19 protein-coding genes are annotated in these 20037 nt (G+C 70.2%); 4 read left to right on the top strand and 15 right to left on the bottom strand.

The genetic code is table 11. The features are described 5' to 3' along the window. Together ACSHV8_RS05945 and ACSHV8_RS05940 are read right to left on the bottom strand one after the other, a co-directional pair. Entirely contained in the window at positions 1–951 is a 951-nt protein-coding gene (locus ACSHV8_RS05945; RefSeq protein WP_436530171.1) for a helix-turn-helix transcriptional regulator, read from the bottom strand. After that, positions 948–1943 carry a helix-turn-helix transcriptional regulator gene (locus ACSHV8_RS05940; RefSeq protein WP_436530169.1) on the bottom strand — a complete coding sequence of 332 codons (996 nt, stop codon included), beginning with the start codon at positions 1941–1943 and terminating at the stop codon, positions 948–950. The genes ACSHV8_RS05945 and ACSHV8_RS05940 overlap by 4 nt, the downstream gene beginning before the upstream one ends. 69 nt (positions 1944–2012) lie before the next feature. Here ACSHV8_RS05940 and ACSHV8_RS05935 point away from each other — a divergent pair, with 69 nt between their 5' ends. Both ACSHV8_RS05935 and ACSHV8_RS05930 read left to right on the top strand, forming a co-directional pair. Beyond that, the gene (locus ACSHV8_RS05935) at positions 2013–3020 is read left to right on the top strand and encodes a cation diffusion facilitator family transporter (RefSeq protein ID WP_436530167.1); all 1008 of its coding nucleotides are present in this window, start codon (positions 2013–2015) and stop codon (positions 3018–3020) included. 10 nt (positions 3021–3030) lie between these two features. Continuing rightward, on the top strand, positions 3031–4098 hold the full coding sequence (locus ACSHV8_RS05930) for a DUF3866 family protein (protein ID WP_436530165.1): 1068 nt from the start codon (positions 3031–3033) through the stop codon (positions 4096–4098). Here the strand turns inward: ACSHV8_RS05930 and ACSHV8_RS05925 are convergent. From ACSHV8_RS05925 to arc, 10 genes are all read right to left on the bottom strand, one after another. Then, entirely contained in the window at positions 4085–5533 is a 1449-nt protein-coding gene (locus ACSHV8_RS05925; RefSeq protein ID WP_436530163.1) for a GGDEF domain-containing protein, read from the bottom strand. The two genes, ACSHV8_RS05930 and ACSHV8_RS05925, sit on opposite strands and share 14 nt — an antisense overlap. Before the next feature lie 36 nt (positions 5534–5569). Beyond that, positions 5570–6220 carry an O-methyltransferase gene (locus ACSHV8_RS05920; RefSeq protein ID WP_436530162.1) on the bottom strand — a complete coding sequence of 217 codons (651 nt, stop codon included), beginning with the start codon at positions 6218–6220 and terminating at the stop codon, positions 5570–5572. 580 nt (positions 6221–6800) lie between these two features. Further along, positions 6801–6992 carry a hypothetical protein gene (locus ACSHV8_RS05915; protein WP_436530160.1) on the bottom strand — a complete coding sequence of 64 codons (192 nt, stop codon included), beginning with the start codon at positions 6990–6992 and terminating at the stop codon, positions 6801–6803. A gap of 27 nt (positions 6993–7019) precedes the next feature. Continuing rightward, complete coding sequence (gene pafA / locus ACSHV8_RS05910; protein WP_436530158.1) at positions 7020–8378, bottom strand: Pup--protein ligase; 1359 nt, start codon at positions 8376–8378, stop codon at positions 7020–7022. A 137-nt stretch (positions 8379–8515) separates the two neighbouring features. Further along, a complete protein-coding gene (prcA, locus tag ACSHV8_RS05905) occupies positions 8516–9313 on the bottom strand; it encodes a proteasome subunit alpha (RefSeq protein WP_436530156.1) in 798 nt (265 codons plus the stop codon). Between the two features lie 32 nt (positions 9314–9345). Continuing rightward, positions 9346–10188, bottom strand: a complete 843-nt coding sequence (gene prcB / locus ACSHV8_RS05900) for a proteasome subunit beta (protein WP_436530154.1) — start codon at positions 10186–10188, stop codon at positions 9346–9348. A 207-nt stretch (positions 10189–10395) separates the two neighbouring features. Further along, complete coding sequence (locus ACSHV8_RS05895; RefSeq protein ID WP_185044631.1) at positions 10396–10611, bottom strand: ubiquitin-like protein Pup; 216 nt, start codon at positions 10609–10611, stop codon at positions 10396–10398. A gap of 101 nt (positions 10612–10712) precedes the next feature. Then, on the bottom strand, positions 10713–12230 hold the full coding sequence (gene dop / locus ACSHV8_RS05890) for a depupylase/deamidase Dop (RefSeq protein ID WP_436530152.1): 1518 nt from the start codon (positions 12228–12230) through the stop codon (positions 10713–10715). 34 nt (positions 12231–12264) lie between these two features. Next, positions 12265–13530 carry an acyltransferase family protein gene (locus tag ACSHV8_RS05885; RefSeq protein ID WP_436530150.1) on the bottom strand — a complete coding sequence of 422 codons (1266 nt, stop codon included), beginning with the start codon at positions 13528–13530 and terminating at the stop codon, positions 12265–12267. Positions 13531–13590: 60 nt separating this feature from the next. Beyond that, positions 13591–15372 carry a proteasome ATPase gene (gene arc / locus ACSHV8_RS05880; protein WP_436530148.1) on the bottom strand — a complete coding sequence of 594 codons (1782 nt, stop codon included), beginning with the start codon at positions 15370–15372 and terminating at the stop codon, positions 13591–13593. 174 nt (positions 15373–15546) lie between these two features. On the opposite strand from arc, the gene ACSHV8_RS05875 reads away from it, so the two are divergent. Then, the gene (locus ACSHV8_RS05875) at positions 15547–15837 is read left to right on the top strand and encodes a ferredoxin (RefSeq protein ID WP_436530146.1); all 291 of its coding nucleotides are present in this window, start codon (positions 15547–15549) and stop codon (positions 15835–15837) included. Positions 15838–15892: 55 nt separating this feature from the next. On the opposite strand, the gene ACSHV8_RS05870 is transcribed toward ACSHV8_RS05875, so the two are convergent. The 3 genes from ACSHV8_RS05870 to ACSHV8_RS05860 all read right to left on the bottom strand — a co-directional run bounded on the left by ACSHV8_RS05870 (position 15893) and on the right by ACSHV8_RS05860 (position 18689). Continuing rightward, positions 15893–16483: a hypothetical protein gene (locus ACSHV8_RS05870; protein ID WP_436530144.1), complete on the bottom strand. Its 591-nt coding sequence runs from the start codon at positions 16481–16483 to the stop codon at positions 15893–15895. 79 nt (positions 16484–16562) lie between these two features. Then, positions 16563–17522 (bottom strand): tRNA (adenine-N1)-methyltransferase, encoded by a 960-nt coding sequence (locus ACSHV8_RS05865; protein WP_436530142.1) that lies wholly within the window; start codon positions 17520–17522, stop codon positions 16563–16565. 27 nt (positions 17523–17549) lie between these two features. Next, positions 17550–18689, bottom strand: coding sequence for a site-2 protease family protein (locus ACSHV8_RS05860; protein WP_436530140.1), 1140 nt, complete (start codon positions 18687–18689; stop codon positions 17550–17552). A 101-nt stretch (positions 18690–18790) separates the two neighbouring features. Here ACSHV8_RS05860 and ACSHV8_RS05855 point away from each other — a divergent pair, with 101 nt between their 5' ends. Beyond that, positions 18791–19936: a RecB family exonuclease gene (locus ACSHV8_RS05855; RefSeq protein WP_436530138.1), complete on the top strand. Its 1146-nt coding sequence runs from the start codon at positions 18791–18793 to the stop codon at positions 19934–19936. Positions 19937–20037 lie beyond the last annotated feature (101 nt).

The raw sequence follows: 20037 nt of genomic DNA, 5'->3' as shown, positions 1-20037 counted from the left end.
TCACGGCGCCGCGTACTGGTCCAGCGCGGCGTGCGCGGCGGCCCGGATCTGGTCGACCAGCTCGGGCGGCCCGACCACGGTGACGTCCGGACGGCCGACCAGGAATCGGCGCGCCCAGACGAGATCGGTCACCCGCATGGTCACCAGCCACTCCCCCGGTTCCTTGACCACCTGCTCGACCGGGTAGTACTCGGTGATCCACCGGCCGCCACGTCCGACCCGGAGGGTGACCAGGGGCAACTCCGGGCCGGGGCGGAAGACGCCGTCGCTGACGTCGTGCGGCACCGCCTCGACCGGCGGCCGGGACGGCTCGTCGAGCTCGGTGAACGCGTCGATCCGGTCGATCCGGAACAGGCGGGTGCCCTCGGCCCGGCGGCACCACGCCTCCAGGTACGCGAACGTGCCGACGGTGAGCATCCGCATCGGGTCGACGACGCGGTCGGTGGTCTCGTCCCGCGCCGCCGTGTAGTACGTCAGCCGCAGCGCGTGCCCGGAGTCCACCGCCGCCCGGACCTTGGTCAGCTTCTCCTGGTTGGCCGGGAGTTTCACGGCGACCGGGGCGCCGGCCAGGTCACCGGCCGCGCTCTCGATCTTGGCGAGGGCCCGCTCGATCGAGTCCCGCGAGCCGATGCCGGGGGTCTCGGCCAGCATCCGCAGGGCCACCACCAGGGCGAGCGCCTCGTCCGGGTTGAGGCGTAGCGGCTTGTCGATGCCGGCGTCGTGGCTGATCGTCACCCGGTCGCCGTCGAACGCCATGTCGATCAGGTCGCCCGGACCGTACCCGGGCAGGCCGCACACCCAGAGCAGCTCCAGGTCCTCGCGCAGCTGTTTCTCGGTGACGGCCAGGTCGGCCGCGGCCTCGGCGACCAGGATCCCCGGACGGGCCAGCAGGTACGGCACCAGGTTGAGCAGGCGGCCGAGCCGGTCGGCCGAGGTGCGGGGCGTGGTCACGACGCCACCGCCGGGGTGGCCGGCTCGTGCCGCGCGACCAGTTCCTTGAGCTGCTGGATGACCGCCTCGCGCAGCTCCGGGGGACCTTCCGCGAAGGCGTCCGGCCCGTAACCGGCGATCCGCGAGGCGAGCCACTCCGGATCGCCGTACGAGATAAGCAGTTTGTCGGTTTCCTCGCCGGGGATGACCTCGCGCGCCAGTCGCCGCAGCCCGGCGGCCCGGCCATGACGGACGAGAACCGTGGCGCGGCCGTTGCGGGCGATCGGGCCCGACGTGTTGGCGACGTGACTGATCAGGTCCACGTCCTCGGGCGGGGTGAACGCCTCCGGGCGGCCGACCGCGCGGACGTCACCGACGATCCGGGACAGGCGGAAGCAGCGGGTGGCGTTGCGGTCCTTGTCGTGACCGACCACATACCACCGGCCGCGCCAGCAGACCACGCCCCACGGCTCCAGGCGGCGGGCGCTGGGCTCGTCGACCTCGGGCACCCGGTACTTGAAGTTGACCGCGCGACGCTCCCGCGCGGCCGAGGTGAGCGGGCCGAACGCCGGGTCGACGGTGACCACCGGCTCGACCCCGAGGGTGGCCTGCGGATCGACCTCGACCCCGGCGGCCCGCAACTTGGCCAGCCCGGAGGACGCGGCGGCGGCCAGGCCAGCGTGCTGCCAGAGCCGGGCGGCGATGCCGACCGCGGCCGCCTCGTCCGGTTCCAGGAGGATGTCGGGCAGCGCGTACTCCCGCTGGGCGATGCGGTAGCCCGGCTCCTGGTCGAAGATGCTGGCGGTTCCGGTCTCCAGCGGAACGCCCAGCTCACGGAGCTCGGCCTTGTCCCGCTCGAACTTACGCTGGAAGGCTTCGTGGTCCCGGGGATCCTCGGGGTCGTGCTCGTAACCGGGCACGGTCAGGGCGATCTGCGCGGCGGTCAGGAACCGTCGCGTGGACAGCAGGCAGATCACCAGGTTCACCAGGCGCTCGGTACGAGTGCGCGACACGACAGGAAACCTAGCAGCCCGGGTGTCCCGACCGTTATTCGTGACCGCTCGTGGGGAACGATGGCCGTCGTGACGATCGCACCCGAGCCCGAGACCGCGCCCACCGGTCTGCCCGACACCGGACCCCGCGCCGAGACCGAGAGCGTCGGCACGGTGATCCTGGCGCTGCTCGCGAACCTGGTCATCGCCGTGGCCAAGCTCTTCGCCGGCCTGCTCTCGGGTTCGGCGGCCATGCTGTCCGAGGCCGCCCACTCGTTCGCCGACACCGTGACCGAGGTCTTCCTGTACATCGCCTTGCGCCGAGGGGGAAAACCGGCGGACGAGGAACACCCGTTCGGGTACGGCAAGGAGAGTTACGTCTGGGCGTTCATCGCCGCCCTGTTCACGTTCGTCGGCGGTGCCGGATTCTCGATCTACCACGGGATCGCGACGATCATCAGCGGTGAGGGTGCCGGTGAGTACCTGTGGTCGTACATCGTCCTGGCCGTCTCGTTCGTCGCCGAGGGCACCTCGTTCATGCGGGCCCGCCGCCAGGTCCACGACCAGTCGCGCCGGTGGAACATCACGGCCTCACGCTTCCTGCGGCTCACCCCGGACACCACCGTCAAGGCGGTGTTCTTCGAGGACGCGGCCGCCCTGATCGGCCTGGTCGTGGCCGCTGCCGGGCTCGGCCTGACCCAGCTGACCGGGCAGGAGCTGTGGGACGGGCTGGCCTCCATCGTGATCGGCGCGCTGCTGCTGGTGGTCGCGTTCGTGCTGGCCCGTAGCAACGTGACGCTGCTGGTCGGCCGGGCGGTGCCGCGCCGCATCCACAACCAGATCGCCGCCGACCTGCGCTCGATCCCGGTCGTGACCGGGGTGCCGACGCTGCTGACCATGCAGATCGGGCCGGGCGACATCCTGGTCGCGGCCAAGGTCGACTTCGACGACGAGGCGAACGGCAAGCAGATCGAGTCGGCCTCGGACGACGCCGAGAAGCGGCTGCGGGAGCGGTTCCCGGAGATCCGGTACGTGTTCCTGGACCCCACCCGGGGCGAGCCGGGACGCGATCACATCGACGGTGGCCTGGACCGATAGTGTCCGGTTCATGGTGCGGTGGCGGTCCGGGACGGTTCTGTCGGTACGACGTGGCTGGCGCGGCGCCGTCGAGCTGGACGTGGAGACCGGTGACGGCCTGACCCGGGCGCTGGCCTACCCGGAGCTGGTCGGCGACCCGGTCCCCGGCGACCGGGTGCTGCTCAACGTCGGCGCGCTCGTGATGGGCCTCGGCACCGGCGGGTACGCATTGGTGGTGGCCCTGCCCGACCGGCTCCCGGCCGACCCGGCCGACGACGGCACCAACCGTGACGCCGGTCACCTGGTCAAGGCCCGGTACACGCCGCTGCAGCCGATCCTGCTCGGGGTCGACGAGGAGGCGTCGCCGCACCGGGCCGTGATGGAGGCGGCCGAGTCGCTCGACGGGATGCCGGTGGTCACGGCCGACCTGCACTCGGCACTGCCGGCGATCCTGGCCGGGATCCACGCCGACCGGCCCAGCGCCCGGGTGGCCTACGTGATGACCGACGGCGGAGCGCTGCCGGCCTGGTTCTCCCGCACCCTCGACGGGCTGGCGGGGATCCTGGCCGGGACGGTCACGACCGGTCAGGCGTTCGGCGGCGACCTGGAGGCCGGCACCGTGCACACCGGGCTGCTCGCGGCCCGGCACGTGCTCCACGCCGACGTGACGATCGTCGCGCAGGGGCCGGGCAACCTCGGCACCGGGACGACCTGGGGGTTCTCCGGGGTGGCGCTCGGTGAGGTGGTCAACGCGATCGGGGTGCTCGGCGGGCGTCCGGTGGGGTCGTTGCGGATCTCCGACGGGGACGGGCGGGCTCGGCACCGCGGGGTTTCCCATCACAGCCTGACCGCGTACGGAAGAATTGCCCTGGCCCGGGCCGATCTGCCGGTGCCGGACGGTCTTCAGGCGGCCCTGGCCGCCGATCTCGACTTCCTCAGCGATCGCCATCGCGTCGTGCCGGTCGCGGTGGACGGGCTCGACGAGGCGTTGCGGGCCTGCCCGGTGCCGCTGTCGACGATGGGCCGCAAGCTGGATCAGGACTACAACTACTTCCTGTCCGCGGCGGCGGCCGGGCGGCACGCCGTCAGCCTGCTGTGAGGTCGGGCATCTCGATCCGGTTCCGCCCGCGCGCCTTGGCCGAGTAGAGCGCCCGGTCGGCCCGCTGCAGCAGCTCGTCCGAGGTCTCCTCGCCGTCCCAGACGGCCAGCCCGGCCGAGAACGTCTGCTCCTCCGGGGTCGCCGCCAGCATCCGGGTCAGCGCGCCGTACCCGTGCGCCGCGTCGGCCCCCGGCAGCAGCACCACGAACTCCTCCCCGCCGTAACGGGCGATCAGATCGACCGCGCGCAACGTCCCGTGCCAGGCCGCACTGGCGGCCTTGAGCAGGCGATCCCCGGCCGGATGCCCGTACGTGTCGTTGAAGCGCTTGAAATGATCCAGGTCGACGATCGCCACGGCGATCGGCTCGTGATCGCGGCGGGCCCGTTCCAGGGCGCGCGGCACCTCGTCGTTCCAGGCCCGCCGGTTCGGCAGCCCGGTCAACTCGTCCGAGCGGGCCAGCTCCCGGACCTGCCGGGCCTGCCGCTCGACCTCCCGGACCAGACCGGCCATCCGCATCACGACCAGCAGGAACAGCGTCGTCGAGCAGAGCACGATGCTCCAGCCGTTGACCACCGCACCGCGGTGCAGCTCGGCCGCGAGCAGGCCGGGCGCGATCAGTGAGGCGCCGGTGAGCAGCGCGAGAAGCCCCGGACTGAGCGGGCGGGCGGCTCGCTGCTCGGCCGCCTGCGCCATCCGGGCCGCGCCGGGATCCAGCGCCGCCAGGCCGAACAACGAGAATGCCACCAGGAAGACCGACTCCAGGGCATGGCCGAGCCACGGCAGCCGCTCCAGCCACACCGTGGCGCCACCCAGGTTGTCCAGGATCACCCAGGAGCTGTCCCCGATCAGCAGGCTGATCAGGGCGGCGGCGACCGTCCAGAGCGCCGCGCCGCGGCTTCCGCCGCCGCGCAGCAGCCGGGTCATCATGGCCAGCAGGAGCAGGTCACCGATCGGGTAGGAGACCTGCGTGGCATACGCCATCCGGTCCATCGACGTGCCGTGGTGTGCCGGCTCGATCACGTAGACCCAGGCCAGCAGCCCGAAGCCGAGGGTGATCGTGGCCGCGTCGATCAGCGCCGTCCAGTTACGCCACTCGTCCCGGCGCCGGATCAGCAGGGCCAGACCGACCGCGCAGGCCGGGTAGAGCAGCAGCCAGAACCCGTCGGCCGGGCTCGGCAGGGCGACCCGGCCACCCATCACCTCGGTGATCTGGGCGACCAGGATGCCGGTGGCGTTGCTGAAGACCCCGGCGGCGAGGAACCACCAGGGCGCCCGGTCGCGGCGCGGCTGGCGGCTCGCGCCGAGCACCACCGCCGCCGCGGCCGACCAGCCGATCCCCACCTGCCAGCCGACCATCAGCCAGCCGGAGTCCGGCAGGAACTGGTACACCACGAGCGCGATGGCCACCAGCGCGGCGAACCGTCCCTTTGTCACCGATCCAGCAGACGCCAGTTCGGTTGCAGAAAAGGATCAATCCCGCTTCCGTACGAGAGTGACCCCGTCCCGCACCGGCAGCATCACCGACTCGACCCGGGCGTCGCGGACGATCCGGTCGTTGAGCTCCGCGATCGCCCGGTCGGCCGGCTCGGTCGGGGTCAGCACCCGGCCACGGCGCAGCACGTTGTCCAGCGCCAGCAGCCCACCCGGGCGCAGGCGCGTCACCAGCTCCTCGTAGTACTGCGGGTAGCCGATCTTGTCGGCGTCGACGAACGCGAAGTCGATCACCGGGTCGGGGGCGAGCGCGCGCAACGTCTCGATCGCCGGCGCCAGGCGCAGCTCGATCCGGTCGGCCAGCTCCGCCTTCACCCAGTACTCCCGGGCGACCTTGGTCCACTCCGGCGAGACGTCACAGGCCAGCAGCCGGCCGCCGGGCTGCAGCCCGCGGGCGATGCAGATCGACGAATAGCCGGTGAAGACGCCGACCTCGACCGCGTACCGCACCCCGGTCAGCTTGACCAGCAGCGTGAGCAGGGCGCCCTCGTCGGCGCCGACCTGCATCCCGGCATACTCCGGGGGCAGCGAGGCCCGGGTCTCGGCGGCCAGCTCCCGCAGCACGTCGTCCGCGGGCTCGCTGTGCGCCAGCAGGTAGTCCTCGATACCCGGCCCAAGAATCTCCGTCATACCACGCAGCCTGCACCAAACCCGGCGGGATCGCCAGGATTACGCCACCCCTCATGCTGCCCCGCCGCCGCGACCGAGATCCGCCAGGTCATCGACAACCGGACGCGCACACTCGCCGCCGCCCCGATCCCGGCCGTGCGTGACGCGGACTTCACGCGAGTTCCGCCGGCAAGCGCGGCGCCGGCATCCCAGCTGGCACTCACGGCTGCATTCGGGCGTTTTTACAGCCCTCAGCACCAGCCGGAGCCCGGAGCCGCGGCCGGGCCGTGCACGACGCCAGCACCGCGCGAGTTCCGACGGCAAGCGCGGCGCCGGCAACCCGGCTGGTGCTCACGGCTGTGTCCGGGCGTTTTTACAGCCCTCAGGACCAGCTGAGACCCGGGCGTGGGCGGGTGGCTTGCGGGCGACGACGGGGTTGTTGCTCTGAGCGGGACCAACGGCGGACGTCGCCCTGGAGGGGGTCGCGTTCTGGGCGCGCCAGCGCCCTGCGGGCCCCGGAAGGGTCCCCGCGGGAGCGACGATCTGGACCACCGCGGAGATAGGCAATGAAGATCTTGATGGTGATCTTCGGGGGTGACCGCTACTTCGTGATGATCAGGTAGAGCCAGCCGGCCACGATCAGGCCGAGGATCGTCGCCATCAGCCAGGTCGGGACCACCTGCCGGCCGTGGCGGGCGTTGTGGACCTGTTGGCGGATCCGTTCGCGGCGGCGGTCGGCGCGGTTCAACCGCCGGACTTCTTCGGGATCGGGCTGGCCGGAATGGATCGTCATAGCCCGGCCAGCCTACCCCCGACGCCATTACATGCTGGCGATGAGCCTCTCCACGCGCTCGTCGTAGGCGCGGAACGGGTCCTTGCAGAGGACCGTGCGCTGCGCCTGGTCGTTGAGCTTGAGGTGGACCCAGTCGACGGTGAAGTCGCGGCGCTTCTCCTGGGCGTGCTTGATGAACTCGCCGCGCAGGCGGGCCCGCGTGGTCTGCGGCGGGGTCTCCTTGGCCTCGAAGATCTGCAGGTCGTTGGCGATGCGGTCGACCTGCTTGCGCTTCTCCATGAGGGCGTAGAGGCCGCGGCCGCGGCGAACGTCGTGGTACGCCAGGTCGAGCTGGGCGATCCGCGGGTGGGACATCGGGATCTCGTGTTTGGCCTGGTAGCGCTCGATCAGCTTGTACTTCGAGACCCAGTCGATCTCGCGGGAGACCGGGTCCAGGTTCTCGCTCTCGATCGCGTCGAGGACGCGGCCCCACAGCTCGACGACGCGCTTGGCGACCGGGTCGCCGCCGCGGCGCTCGACGAACTCGATGGCCTTGGCCAGGTACTCCCGCTGGATCTCGAGCGCGGAGACCTCTTTGTTGTTGGCCAGGCGGATCTTGCGGCGGCCGGTGATGTCGTGGCTGACCTCACGGATCGCGCGGATCGGGTTCTCCAGCGACAGGTCGCGCATGACGACGCCGGCCTCGATCATGCGCAGCACGATGTCCGCACTGCCGACCTTCAGCAGCGTGGTGACCTCGTTCATGTTCGAGTCGCCGACGATGACGTGCAGGCGCCGGTACCGCTCGGCGTCGGCGTGCGGCTCATCGCGGGTGTTGATGATCGGGCGGCTGCGCGTGGTGGCGCTGGAGACGCCCTCCCAGATGTGCTCGGCGCGCTGCGAGAGGCAGAAGACGGCGCCGCGCGGGGTCTGCAGCACCTTGCCGGCGCCGCAGATCAGTTGCCGGGTGACCAGGAACGGAATGAGCACGTCGGCCAGGCGGCCGAACTCACCGTGCCGGCTGACCAGATAGTTCTCGTGGCAGCCGTAGGAGTTGCCGGCGGAGTCGGTGTTGTTCTTGAAGAGGTAGATCTCCCCCGCGATGCCCTCGTCGTGCAGACGTTTCTCCGCGTCGACGAGCAGGCCCTCGAGAATCCGTTCGCCGGCGCGGTCGTGGGCGACCAGGTCGGTGACGGAGTCACATTCGGGAGTCGCGTATTCCGGGTGGGAACCGACATCCAGGTACAGACGGGCGCCGTTACGGAGGAAGACGTTGCTGCTGCGTCCCCACGACACCACTCGGCGGAACAGGTAGCGGGCCACCTCGTCCGGCGACAGCCGCCGCTGTCCCCGATAGGTGCACGTAACTCCGTACTCGGTCTCGAGGCCGAAAATTCGCCGTTCCATGAATGAACACTAGCCGGATCCGAGGCCCATGGGGAGCCACCAAGGGGGCCTAGTAATCCGGCTTTTCGGGGCTGATCGTCACACCGCGACATGTTTTTAGCGGGCGCGGCCAAAAGCCGCGCCCGCTGCCGTCGGCGTCAGCCTTCGGTGTCCTCCGAGGCGGCCGACTCGGTGGGCTTGCTGTCGGCCGGCGCGGGCGGGGCCGCGTCGGTCTCGCCGAGGTCCGCGTCGGCCACCGACTGGTGACCGAGCAGGGACGTCAGCGTCGCGTCGGCGAGCCGGCGGAACGTGCGCCCGGTGCGCTTGCGGTCCAGCACCGCGACCTCGAGCTGCTTGGCCGCGAGGGTGCGGGTCTGCCCGTTCTCCCCGCCGACGCTGCCCAGGGCCTCGGCGGCCAGGGCGAGCGCGGTGGGCAGGTCGGCGTTGACGTCGTGCCGTTCCTTCAGGACGTTGGCGATCGCCTCGGCCTGGCCGCCCATGGCCATGAAGCCGGGCTCGTCCAGGGCCGAGCCGTCGTACATGATCCGGTACAGCTCGTCCTGTTCCGGGGTGGCGCCGACCTGCGCGATGCAGATCTCCACCTCGTACGGCTTCTGGGTCTCCGAGAAGATCGCGCCGAGCGTCTGCGTGTACGCATTGGCCAGCGCCCGCCCGGTGACGTCACGCCGGTCGTAGGTCAGGCCGATGGTGTCGGCCATCCGCACGCCGGCCCGCCGCAGGCTCTCGAACTCGTTGTACCGCCCGACGGCGGCGAACGCGATCCGGTCGTAGATCTCGCTGATCTTGCGCAGGGTGGTGATGTTCTCGGCGACGAGCAGGATGCCGCCCTCGTACGACAGGACCACGGCCGAGCGGCCGCGGGCGATGCCCTTGCGGGCGTACTCCGAGCGGTCGCGCTGGACCTGCTCGGGCGATGCGTAGAACTGCATGGCCACGGGTGGCTACTCCTTTGCCTCAGTGGTGCGGATCAACCGCCCGGGTTCTCCATGCGTCCGGAGACGACCTGCTCGGCCACCGTAGTGATGTCCGCGTCGCTGAGCCGGGTGGTGCCGTTCACCGTCGCGGTCATCACCACCGGGAAGATCTTGCGGGTGAGGTCGGGGCCACCGGTCGCGGTGTCGTCGTCGGCGGCGTCGTAGAGCGCCTCGACGGCGAGCCGGACGGCGTCCTCGGTGCTCACGCCGATGCGGTACTTCTTCTTCAGCGCCGACTTGGCGAACAGCGATCCGGAGCCGATCGCCTCGTAGCCGGTCTCCTCGTAGAGGCCGCCGGCCACGTCGAAGCTGAAGATGCGCCCGGCGTGCACGCCCTCGGCCGGAGCCAGGTCGAAGCCGGCGAAGAGCGGGACCACGGCCAGGCCCTGCATCGCCGCGCCGAGGTTGCCGCGGACCATGGCGGCCAGCCGGTTCGCCTTGCCGTCGAGCGAGAGCATGGCGCCCTCGGTCTTCTCGTAGTGCTCCAGCTCCACCTGGAACAGCCGGATCAGCTCGATGCCGATCCCGGCGGTGCCGGCGATGCCGATCAGGGAGTAGGCGTCCGCGGGGTGGACCTTCTTGATGTCCCGGCTGGCGATCAGGTTGCCCATGGTCGCCCGGCGGTCACCGGCCATCACGACACCCTCGGCCGTCGCGATGGCGACGATCGTGGTGCCGTGCGGCGCGACGTCACCGGCGTGAAGGCCGGGCGGCAGCGGGCGCCGGCCCGGCAGCAGTTCGGGGTGCGCCGCGCTCAGGAACTGCGTGAAGGAGGACGTCCCCGTGTTGAGAAAGAAATCCGGAAGTCGCCCGGATGGATCAAAGCCCGTCGCCACGTGGTTCCTTTCAGATACGTGATCGCACCGGCGCGGAAGGGCCGCCGCTGCGGTTGATGCACCATATCCCGCACACCCATCCAGTGCGATGATCTTAGATTTCCGTGTCGCCGATTCTTGTCGTTCCGGCCTCTATGAGAGCCGGGCGCCCGCAATGGGCGCCCGGCAGATCATCGTCCGACCTTATTCAGAATCGGACAATTAGGTCTATTCTCCGCCCTTTTGGACGTAGCCGCGGACGAACTCCTCCGCGTTCTCCTCCAGGACCGAGTCGATCTCGTCCAGCAGATCGTCGACGTCCTCGGTGATCTCCGCGTGCCGCTCGGCTACCTCAGGGTTGGCCTCGACGGTGACGTCCTCGATCTCCTGATCGCTGGAGCTCCGGCCGCTCTGCGACTGACCACCTGTGTCTCGGGTTGCCATGGATGTCCCCCTTCTCAGCCACCCGAAGTCTGAAGCAACATCGGGTACGAAAAACCTACCTCGCCCCTGTGACGAAACACCCCGCCGCAACGGGTGTTTTATTACCGACTCGTGATCACTTCCAGGAGGTCCTTCGCACTCTCACAGGTGTCGAAGAGGGCGCCGACGTGCTTCTTCGTGCCGCGCTCGGGCTCCATCATCGGCACCCGGACGAGGGACTCGCGCCCGACGTCGAAGATCACCGAGTCCCAGCTGGCGGCGACCACTTCGGAGGCGTACTGCGCGAGGCAGCGGCCACGGAAGTAGGCCCGGGTGTCGTCCGGCGGCTCGTACATGGCGCGCTGGGTCTCGTCCGGGTCGAGCAGGGTCTTCATCGACCCGCGGGCGACCAGGCGGTGGTAGAGGCCCTTCTCCGGCCGGACGTCGGCATACTGCAGATCGACCAGCTGGAGCTTGGGCGAGGACCAGTTCAGGTTCTCCCGCTCGCGGTAACCCTCCAGCAGCCGCAGCTTGGCCACCCAGTCCAGGGTGTCGGAGAGGACCATCGGGTCGCGCCCGAGCTTGTCGAGCACGTCCTCCCAGCGGGCCAGCACGTCGGTGGTCTGCTCGTCGGCGTCCGCACCGTAGCGCTCGTCGACGAACGCCTTGGCCCGCTCGTAGTACGCCCACTGCAGGTCGAGTGCGGTGAGCCGGCGGCCGTCGCGCAGCCGCATCAGGTGCGTGAGGGAGGGGTCGTGGCTGACCGACTTGAGCTCGCTCACCGGGTCGGCGATGCCGAGCTCACCGGTGAACACCTTCTCCTCGATCATGTTGAGGACCAGGGCGGTGGTGCCCATCTTCAGGTACGACGCGATCTCCGACAGGTTGGCGTCGCCGATGATGACGTGCAGGCGACGGTACTTGTCGGCGTCGGCGTGGGGCTCGTCGCGGGTGTTGATGATCGGCCGCTTGAGCGTGGTCTCCAGCCCGACCTCGACCTCGAAGAAGTCGGCCCGCGAGGACATCTGGAAGCCCGAACCGGAACCGTCCTGCCCGAGCCCGACCCGGCCGACCCCGGTGAAGATCTGCCGGGTGACGAAGAACGGGGTGAGGTGCGCGACGATGTCCGCGAACGGGGTCTGCCGGCGCATCAGATAGTTCTCGTGGGACCCGTACGAGGCACCTTTGTTGTCGGTGTTGTTCTTGTAGAGCTGGATGCGGTGGGTGCCGGGGATCGAGGCGGCCCGGCGCGACGCCTCGGCCATCACCCGCTCGCCGGCCTTGTCCCACTTGACGACGTCGAGCGGGTTGGTGCACTCGGGAGTGCTGTACTCCGGGTGCGCGTGATCGACGTAGAGTCGAGCGCCGTTGGTCAGTATCACGTTGGCCAGGCCCAGATCCTCGTCGGCCAGGGCCTCGGCCGGGTCGTAGGCGGCGCCCGAGTAGGTGAACCCGCGCGCGTCGCGCAGCGGGGACTCCTCCTCGTAATCCCAGCGGGCGCGGCCGTTACGGTTGAGCTCGGGGCGGGCGCCATAGGCGTTGACCACCTGGGAGGACGTCACCATCGGATTGGCACCGGGCTGGCCGGGAACCGAAATGCCGTACTCGACCTCGGTCCCCATAATCCGTCGAACGCTCATGCGACCACCCTGTCCGCCACGAAGCCAAGCCTGCTCATGCATCGAGCCTAGACGCTCTCACGACGCTTCCGAAGCTGCCCGTACGCGGCGTGCCACCTTCCGTGGTGGGGATGATCACCGGCGTGTCCGGGCCGAATCGGGCGTCGAGGCGGGCCAGCACCCGGGCGCCGAGCCGCTGCCCGGGCCGTTCCACCAGGTGAAAGCTCATCCAGGCGACCGCCAGGGTGCCGGCCACGAACGACACGCCGATCGCCGCGGGATGCCCGCGCAGCAGCCGGGCGGTCACCATCAACACCGGAATGTGCAAGAGGTACACCGAGAAACTGATCTCGCCGAGCCGGGTCATCAGTCCCGGGACGGCCCGCCGTCGCATCAGGAACGCCACCGCGAACGTGCCGGCCACCGCGACGGCGACGCTGACGTCACGCAGCAGCCGGGTGCCGTCGAGCAGCCACTGGTTCACCCCGGTGGCGGTCAGGACCAGCAGGAGCACCGGGACGGCGACGCCCGGACGGATCTGATGGTGCTGGACGCGGAACACGACCGTGCCGGCGAACATGGCCGCCAGCAGCAGCACCGCGCAGCTCGAACTGCCCGGCATCGCGTACCGGCCGGCCTGGCCGTTGAGCATCGGCAGCAGCACCGTGCCGATCCCGGCCAGACCACAACCAAAGATCAAGATCCGACGGCCGATGACGTACGCCATGAAGCCGCCCCCCACCAGCACCGCCAGCCCCACGGCGAGCAGCCGGGAACCGCCGAGCAGGGCGTCCGGCAGATGACGGCCGCCCACGAGCGCGACCAGCGCCAGACCGCCCGCCCACCACGCGCTGTCGTGGTGGCGCCGCCACACGAACAGCCCGGCCACGATCAGGTAGAACGTCATCTCGTAGGTGAGCGTCCAGAACGGACGGACCACGCCGCTGAGCCCGAGCAGGTCCTGCAGCATCGTGACGTGGCCCAGCACCACCGCGACCGGGTCGCCGTTCTCCCAGCGCTGCCAGCCGGTCGCGACCAGCAGCAGGCCGGCCGCGGTGGCCAGCAGGTAGGCCGGGTAGATCCGGAAGATCCGGCCGACCCAGAAACGGCGCAGCGAGCCGTGCCGTTCCAGCGACATCGGGATGACGTAGCCGCTGACCAGGAAGAAGAGCAGGACGCCGTACCGGCCGAGGTCGAAGTGCCGGTAGATCGCCAGGTGCCGCTCCGAGCCGATCAGGGTCGGGCTGAGGTGGAAGAGGGCGACCACCGCGGCGGCGAACCCCCGGAGCGCGTCGAGCCAGGCCAGGCGGGATCGGGTCACACAGGGCAGAACGAGCGCGAGGGCGACGGGGAAACCCCGCCACCCTCGCCCTACGACCGCTTACAGGTACTGACCGGTGTTCGACGCGGTCTCGATGGACCGGCCGGCCTCGGCGCCCTTGCCACCGGAGACGAGCGTGCGGATGTAGACGATCCGCTCACCCTTCTTGCCGGAGATGCGGGCCCAGTCGTCCGGGTTGGTGGTGTTCGGCAGGTCCTCGTTCTCCCGGAACTCGTCGACGCAGCTGTCCAGCAGGTGCTGGAGTCGCAGGCCCTTCGTCCCGGAGGTGAGGAACTCCTTGATCGCCATCTTCTTGCCGCGGTCGACGATGTTCTGGATCATCGCGCCGGAGTTGAAGTCCTTGAAGTACAGGACCTCCTTGTCACCGTTGGCGTAGGTGACCTCGAGGAAACGGTTCTCCTCGGACTCCGTGTACATCCGCAGGACGACCGCCTCGATCATCGCGGCGACCGTCGCGTCCCGGTTACCACCGTGCTCGCCGAGATCGTCCTCGGAGAGCGGCAGCTCGGACAGGATGTACTTGGCGAAGATGTCCTTCGCCGCCTCGGCGTCCGGACGCTCGATCTTGATCTTCACGTCGAGACGGCCGGGGCGCAGGATCGCCGGGTCGATCATGTCTTCCCGGTTCGACGCGCCGATGACGATCACGTTCTCCAGGCCCTCGACGCCGTCGATCTCGCTGAGGAGCTGAGGAACGATCGTGTTCTCCACGTCGGAGGAGACACCCGAGCCACGGGTCCGGAAGATCGAGTCCATCTCGTCGAAGAACACGATCACCGGAGTGCCCTCGCCGGCCTTCTCCCGGGCCCGCTGGAAGACCAGGCGGATGTGCCGCTCGGTCTCACCCACATACTTGTTCAGCAGTTCCGGGCCCTTGATGTTGAGGAAGTAGCTGGTGTGCTTCTCCTCACCACGCCGCTCGGCGATCTTCTTGGCCAGCGAGTTGGCCACCGCCTTGGCGATCAGGGTCTTGCCGCAGCCGGGCGGGCCGTAGAGCAGGATGCCCTTCGGCGGGCGCAGCTGGTGCTCCCGGAACAGGTCGGCGTGCAGGAAGGGCAGCTCCACCGCGTCGCGGATCTGCTCGATCTGCGAGTGCAGGCCGCCGATGTCGGTGTAGTCGACGTCGGGGACCTCCTCGAGGACGAGCTCCTCGACCTCACTCTTCGGGATCCGCTCGTAGGCATAGGCCGAGCGGGGCTCGATCATGAGCGAGTCACCGGCGCGCAGCTTGGTGATCTCCAGCGAGTCGGCGAGGAACACGATGCGCTCCTCGTCGGCGTGCGACACCACCAGTGCCCGATCGCGGGGGCCGCCGGACGGGTTGTCCAGCACCTCCTTGAGCAGGACGACCTCGCCGGTGCGCTCGAACCCGAACGCGTCGACGACGTTGAGCGCGTCGTTCAGCAGGACCTCCTGGCCCCGCTGAAGCTCCTCCACGGCGAGCGACGGCGAGACCGCCACCCGCAACTTACGGCCGCCGGTGAACACGTCCACCGTGCCGTCCTCGTGGGCTGCCAGGAAAACGCCGTAGCCGCTGGGCGGCTGGGCAAGGCGGTCAATCTCTTCCTTGAGAGTGACGATCTGGGCGCGGGCTTCCTTCAAGGTCGCCACGAGCCGCTCATTGTTCTCGGTCACTCGGGAGAGCTGCGCCTGCGTTGCCGCAAGCCGTTCCTCGAGCTGCCGGACGTGTCGGGGGCTCTCGGTCAACTTCCTCCGCACCAGAGCGAGTTCCTCTTGCAGGAACGCGACCTGACTGGAGAGATCGTTGGCCTCTTTCTCCCATCGTGCGGCGCGGGAGTCCGCTTCGTCGCTACGTGCCACGTCCCACCTCCCCGGGGGGCTTGAACGTCCTGGCTCAACATTAGCGGCTGCGGGGCGGATTTCATCCCATGCAACACCCTCGTCACCGACTCTTGATCGATTGGTGCGACCACCCATGAGCCGGTCGGACAGGGTTCGGGTACCGTCGGCGCCACTTAGTTGTGGGAGGTAGTGGTGTCGTCAGACACTGATGAGCTGCAGGTCTGGATCGATCAGGACTTGTGCACCGGTGACGGACTCTGTGTGCAATACGCGCCGGAGGTCTTCGAGCTGGACATCGACGGCCTCGCGTACGTCAAGGACAATTCGGGCGAGTTACTGCAAAATCCGGGCGTTCGTGCTTACGTGCCGAAAAATCTGCTCCTCGAGGTCATCGACTCCGCGAAGGAGTGTCCCGGCGACTGTATCCACGTCGTGAGAACTCAGGATGACGTCGAAGTGGCCGGCCCCGACGCCGGCGACTGAACATGAATGAAGGCCGGCACCCCTCGGGGCACCGGCCTTCACCGTTCGTCTCAGCTCACAGGGTGGGCCGGCCGACCAGCGACGCGACCACCCGGGAGAATTCCTCCAGGCGGGCGATCTGACCCGGCCCGCCGTCGTCCAGGGTCTTGCCGAAGCGCAGCGCGTCGTGCCGCATCGGCGAACGCCCCTCCTCCTCGGCCAGACCCGGCGGCGGCACCGCGTCGTCCACCGAGCTCAGCAGCAGGTAGACGTCGATGCTGTCGACCCGGGCCTGCCCGGTGGTGGTCCGGGTGAGCCGCCGCCGGCAACCCACCTCGGTGATCGTGGAGAGCGGCACCACCCGCAGCGACGAGGTCATCGAACCGACCGGGCCGTCACCGGGCGCCACGTCCTCGCCGTGCCAGAGCACCAGCCGGCTGCCGTCGCAGACGACGACCTCCTGCCAGACCCCGTTCACCTCGTTGACGAAACGCTCCAGGGTGAAGCAGAGCACCGAGGCGCCACGCAGCACACCGAACAGCGCCTCCAGGGCCACCTCGGGATCCCGCAGGTAGGCGCGGGCGGCCGAGTCCAGATCCGGATAGGGCGACCAGTCCGGGAACACCGCCGGCATCTCGTTGCTGCCGCCGAACGGCGGAGAACTCATCGCGCCCACTCCCCTTGTCCTCCCATCGACGCCGCTGCTCGATGCCCCTGCGAAAAACTACCGGACGCGACGACCACGGTCACTCCCCGGAGGGGTCCTCCTGCTCCTCGTGCTGGGCGGCCAGCGCCGCCTGGGCCGCGCGCTTCAACGCGTACGCCTCGGCGCCCTTGCTGGGTTTGCGCCGGCGCGCCGGCGCGGTGACCCCGGGCGCGAGCTTGCGGGAGGACACCAGGAACGCGGTGTGCGCGATCATCCGGTGATCCGGGCGCACGGCCAGGCCGTCGGCGTGCCAGTCGCGGATCAGCGACTCCCAGGCGCGCGGCTCGGTCCAGCCGCCCCGCTCGCGCAGCGCCTCGACCAGCTCGGACAGCTGGGGCGTGGTGGCCACGTACCCGATGAAGACACCGCCGGGGATCAGCGACTTCTCGACCATGTCGAGCGCCTCCCACGGGGTCAGCATGTCCAGCACGATCCGGTCGAAACCGTCGATGCCGTTGCCGGCGACGTCACCCTCGTGCAGGTGCCAGGCCGGGTGCGGGCCGCCGAAGAACGCCTCCACGTTCTTGCGGGCGATCGCCGCGAAATCCGGCCGCAGCTCGTAGCTGTGCACCTCGCCGGTCTCGCCCACCGCGCGCAGCAGCGAGCAGGTCAGCGCGCCCGAACCGGCGCCCGCCTCCAGCACCTTGGCCCCGGGGAAGACGTCACCCATGGCGACGATCTGCGCCGCGTCCTTCGGGTAGATCACCTGCGCGCCGCGCGGCATCGACAGCACGTAGTCGCTGAGCAGCGGGCGCAGCGCCAGGTACTGCGTGCCGCTGGTGGCGGTGATCACGCTGCCGTCCGGCAGGCCGATCAGGGCGTCGTGCTCCAGCGCGCCGCGGTGGGTGTGGAACGCCTTGCCGGGCTCCAGCACGATCGTGTGCATCCGGCCCTTGGGGTCGGTGAGCTGGACACGGTCACCCACCCGGAACGGGCCGCGGTGGGCCGGGACGAGCTCTGCGACAGCCTCTTCGACAGCGGGGGCCGGGGTCGTGGTCACTAACTCTTCTCTCACTTCGGGTCTACGTCAGGTCCGTTGCGCCCGCCGCGGCTCGAGAACCGCCGCGACGTCGGCGACCCGCAGGACGCCAACGACATCCTCGCCTGCCGTCACCAGGTACTGCGCACCCGGGTGGGCCTGCAGCGCACGCACCACCTGCTCGCCGGTCAGACTCACCGGCAGGCTGGTCAGCGCGTCCCGGGAGCGGGACACGCTCTCCACGCTCACCCAGGGCCGCCGGTCGACCGGCACCCGCTCGGCGGCGACCGGATCGACCAGAGCGGTGAGGGTACCCCCCGAGTCGGCAACGGCCAGCACCACGTCCGGCCGCGGGTCCTCGGCGCGGCGGCGCTGCGCCTCACCCAGCGGTGTACCGGCCGGCACCTTCAGCAGCGGACGGGCCAGCATCCCCAGATCGATCAGCGGGAACCGCCCGGTCATCCGCCCCAGCCGGATCGACTGCCCGGCGCCGTGCCACAACGTCAGCGTGATCAGCAGCACGAAGAACATCCCGAACAGCGTCAGCAGACCCAGCTGATAGGCGCCCAGCACGGCACACGCGGTCGCGAAGGCCAGCACCCGACCGGCCCAGCCGGCCACCACGGTCGCCCGGTTCCGATCCTTCAGCAGCGCCCACATCGCCGCGCGCAACGCCCGCCCGCCGTCCAGCGGCAGACCCGGCAGCACGTTGAAGACCGCCACCAGCACGTTGCTGACCGCCAGCTGGAAGGCGATCTGCCCGGGCACGGTGTCCTCCGGCAGCACCAGCGCGGCCCCGGTCGCCACCCCGCCCAGCAGCAGCGACACCAGCGGCCCGGCCAGCGAGACGGCCGCGTCCACCCGCGGGGTCGGCGCGTCGCGCTCCATCTCGGTCCACCCGCTGAGCAGCTCCAGAGTGATGCGGCGCACGCCGATCCCGTTGCGGCGGGCCACCACCGCGTGCCCCAGCTCGTGCAGCAGCACCGAACCGAGCAGGCACACCACGAAACCCAACCCGATCAAGTACGCCCAAGGCTGCCCCAAGCCCAGCTCGGCGCTCGCATAATTGCCGTAGACGACCGTGACCAGCAGCGCGAGCAGCACCATGGAACCGTTCGCATGCACCGGGATGCCGAGCACATGCCCCACCGGGCGCCCGCCCGGCCTCCGCGTCGCGCTGTCCTCCATCCCTTCGATGCTACGGACCCGCCGGGATCCGCGTGGATCTTGATTCCCCGCTGCGGGTGTCCCCGGCGTTTTCGTCGTACCCCTGGCCTAGCCTGGCTGGCATGACGGCGTTCTCTCCCCCGCAGCCCCGGCCCGGTGCCTCCGCGTCCCCCGCCACCTCCGCCGGGCGCCCCGGCCTCGGTGACCGGCCGGCCGGGCCCTCGCTGTCACCGTCGCGCGCCGCCGACTTCAAGACCTGCCCGCTGCTGTTCCGCTTCCGGACCATCGACAAGCTGCCCGAGCAGCCGTCGGCCGATCAGGTGCGGGGCACGCTGGTGCACGCGGTGCTGGAGCGGCTGTTCGACCTGCCGGCCGCGGAGCGGACCCCTGAGTCGGCGGTGGCCCTGGTCACGCCCGAGTGGGAACGCCTGCTCGCCAACGAGCCCGACCTGGGCACTCTCTTCGCGACCCCGGTCCCCGCGTCGCCGTCTTCTTCCGACCCCCTTTCGCGTACGTCGTCAGCAGCCGTCCCCGGGGGCGGGGCGGCCGGCGAGGACGCGGGTGTGGGACACGCCACTGAGCTGGTCCGTGACCCGGCCGCGGTGGCCGCCGAGGCCGACGCGGCCGGGCAGATCGCCCTGGTCGACGCCCCGGCGGGCGCGGCCGAGGCCGCCCGGCTGGCCGCTTTCCTCACCAGCGCCCGGGATCTGCTCGGCGGCTACTTCGCGGTCGAGGACCCGCAGCGCCTGGAGCCGGCCGAACGCGAAACCCTGATCTCCACGATGATCGACGACGAGCTGCTGATCCGCGGCTACATCGACCGCCTCGACATCTCCCCGGCCGGCGACCTGCGCGTCGTCGACTACAAGACCGGCGGCGCCCCGCGCGAGGCCTTCGAGGGCCGGGCCCTGTTCCAGCTCAAGTTTTACGCCCTGGTCCTGTGGCGCACCCGCGGCGTCGTCCCCCGGGTCCTGCGCCTGCTCTACCTGAAGGACGCCGAGGTCCTCGACTACAGCCCGGACGCCGGCGAGCTGGAACGCTTCGAACGCACCCTGATCGCCCTCTCCAACGCCGTCGAACGCGCCAAGCGCGACCAGGACTTCCGCCCCAAGCCCAGCCGCCTCTGCGGTTGGTGCAGCCACCAGGCCCTGTGCCCGGAGTTCGGCGGCACCCCGCCGCCGTTCCCCACCTCCCCCACCGCCGGCCTCCCCACCGACTCCGAGCCGGACCGCCTGGCCACTCCGGTCCGGGACGACGCCGTTGCCTGACCACCCGCCGCCCCCGGCCCCGGCCGCGGCACCACCCCTGCCCTCGGCACTGCCACCGGCACCGGCACCGGCACCGGCACCGGCCAGCTCACCCACCCCGC

The organism is Actinoplanes sp. HUAS TT8 (genome assembly GCF_051380535.1).
GTDB lineage: Bacteria > Actinomycetota > Actinomycetes > Mycobacteriales > Micromonosporaceae > Actinoplanes.
The sequence above is the reverse complement of the archived record's forward strand: the minus strand, read 5'-3'. Positions and strand labels throughout refer to the sequence as shown.

Coding starts and splice junctions, on each gene's coding strand:
- ACSHV8_RS05895 (WP_185044631.1), bottom strand. CDS start 10,611: ATGGCAACCCGAGACACAGGTGGTCAGTCGCAGAGCGGCCGGAGCTCC.
- dop (WP_436530152.1), bottom strand. CDS start 12,230: ATGAGCGTTCGACGGATTATGGGGACCGAGGTCGAGTACGGCATTTCG.
- ACSHV8_RS05915 (WP_436530160.1), bottom strand. CDS start 6,992: ATGACGATCCATTCCGGCCAGCCCGATCCCGAAGAAGTCCGGCGGTTG.
- ACSHV8_RS05920 (WP_436530162.1), bottom strand. CDS start 6,220: ATGACGGAGATTCTTGGGCCGGGTATCGAGGACTACCTGCTGGCGCAC.
- ACSHV8_RS05855 (WP_436530138.1), top strand. CDS start 18,791: ATGACGGCGTTCTCTCCCCCGCAGCCCCGGCCCGGTGCCTCCGCGTCC.
- ACSHV8_RS05870 (WP_436530144.1), bottom strand. CDS start 16,483: ATGAGTTCTCCGCCGTTCGGCGGCAGCAACGAGATGCCGGCGGTGTTC.
- pafA (WP_436530158.1), bottom strand. CDS start 8,378: ATGGAACGGCGAATTTTCGGCCTCGAGACCGAGTACGGAGTTACGTGC.
- ACSHV8_RS05930 (WP_436530165.1), top strand. CDS start 3,031: ATGGTGCGGTGGCGGTCCGGGACGGTTCTGTCGGTACGACGTGGCTGG.
- ACSHV8_RS05860 (WP_436530140.1), bottom strand. CDS start 18,689: ATGGAGGACAGCGCGACGCGGAGGCCGGGCGGGCGCCCGGTGGGGCAT.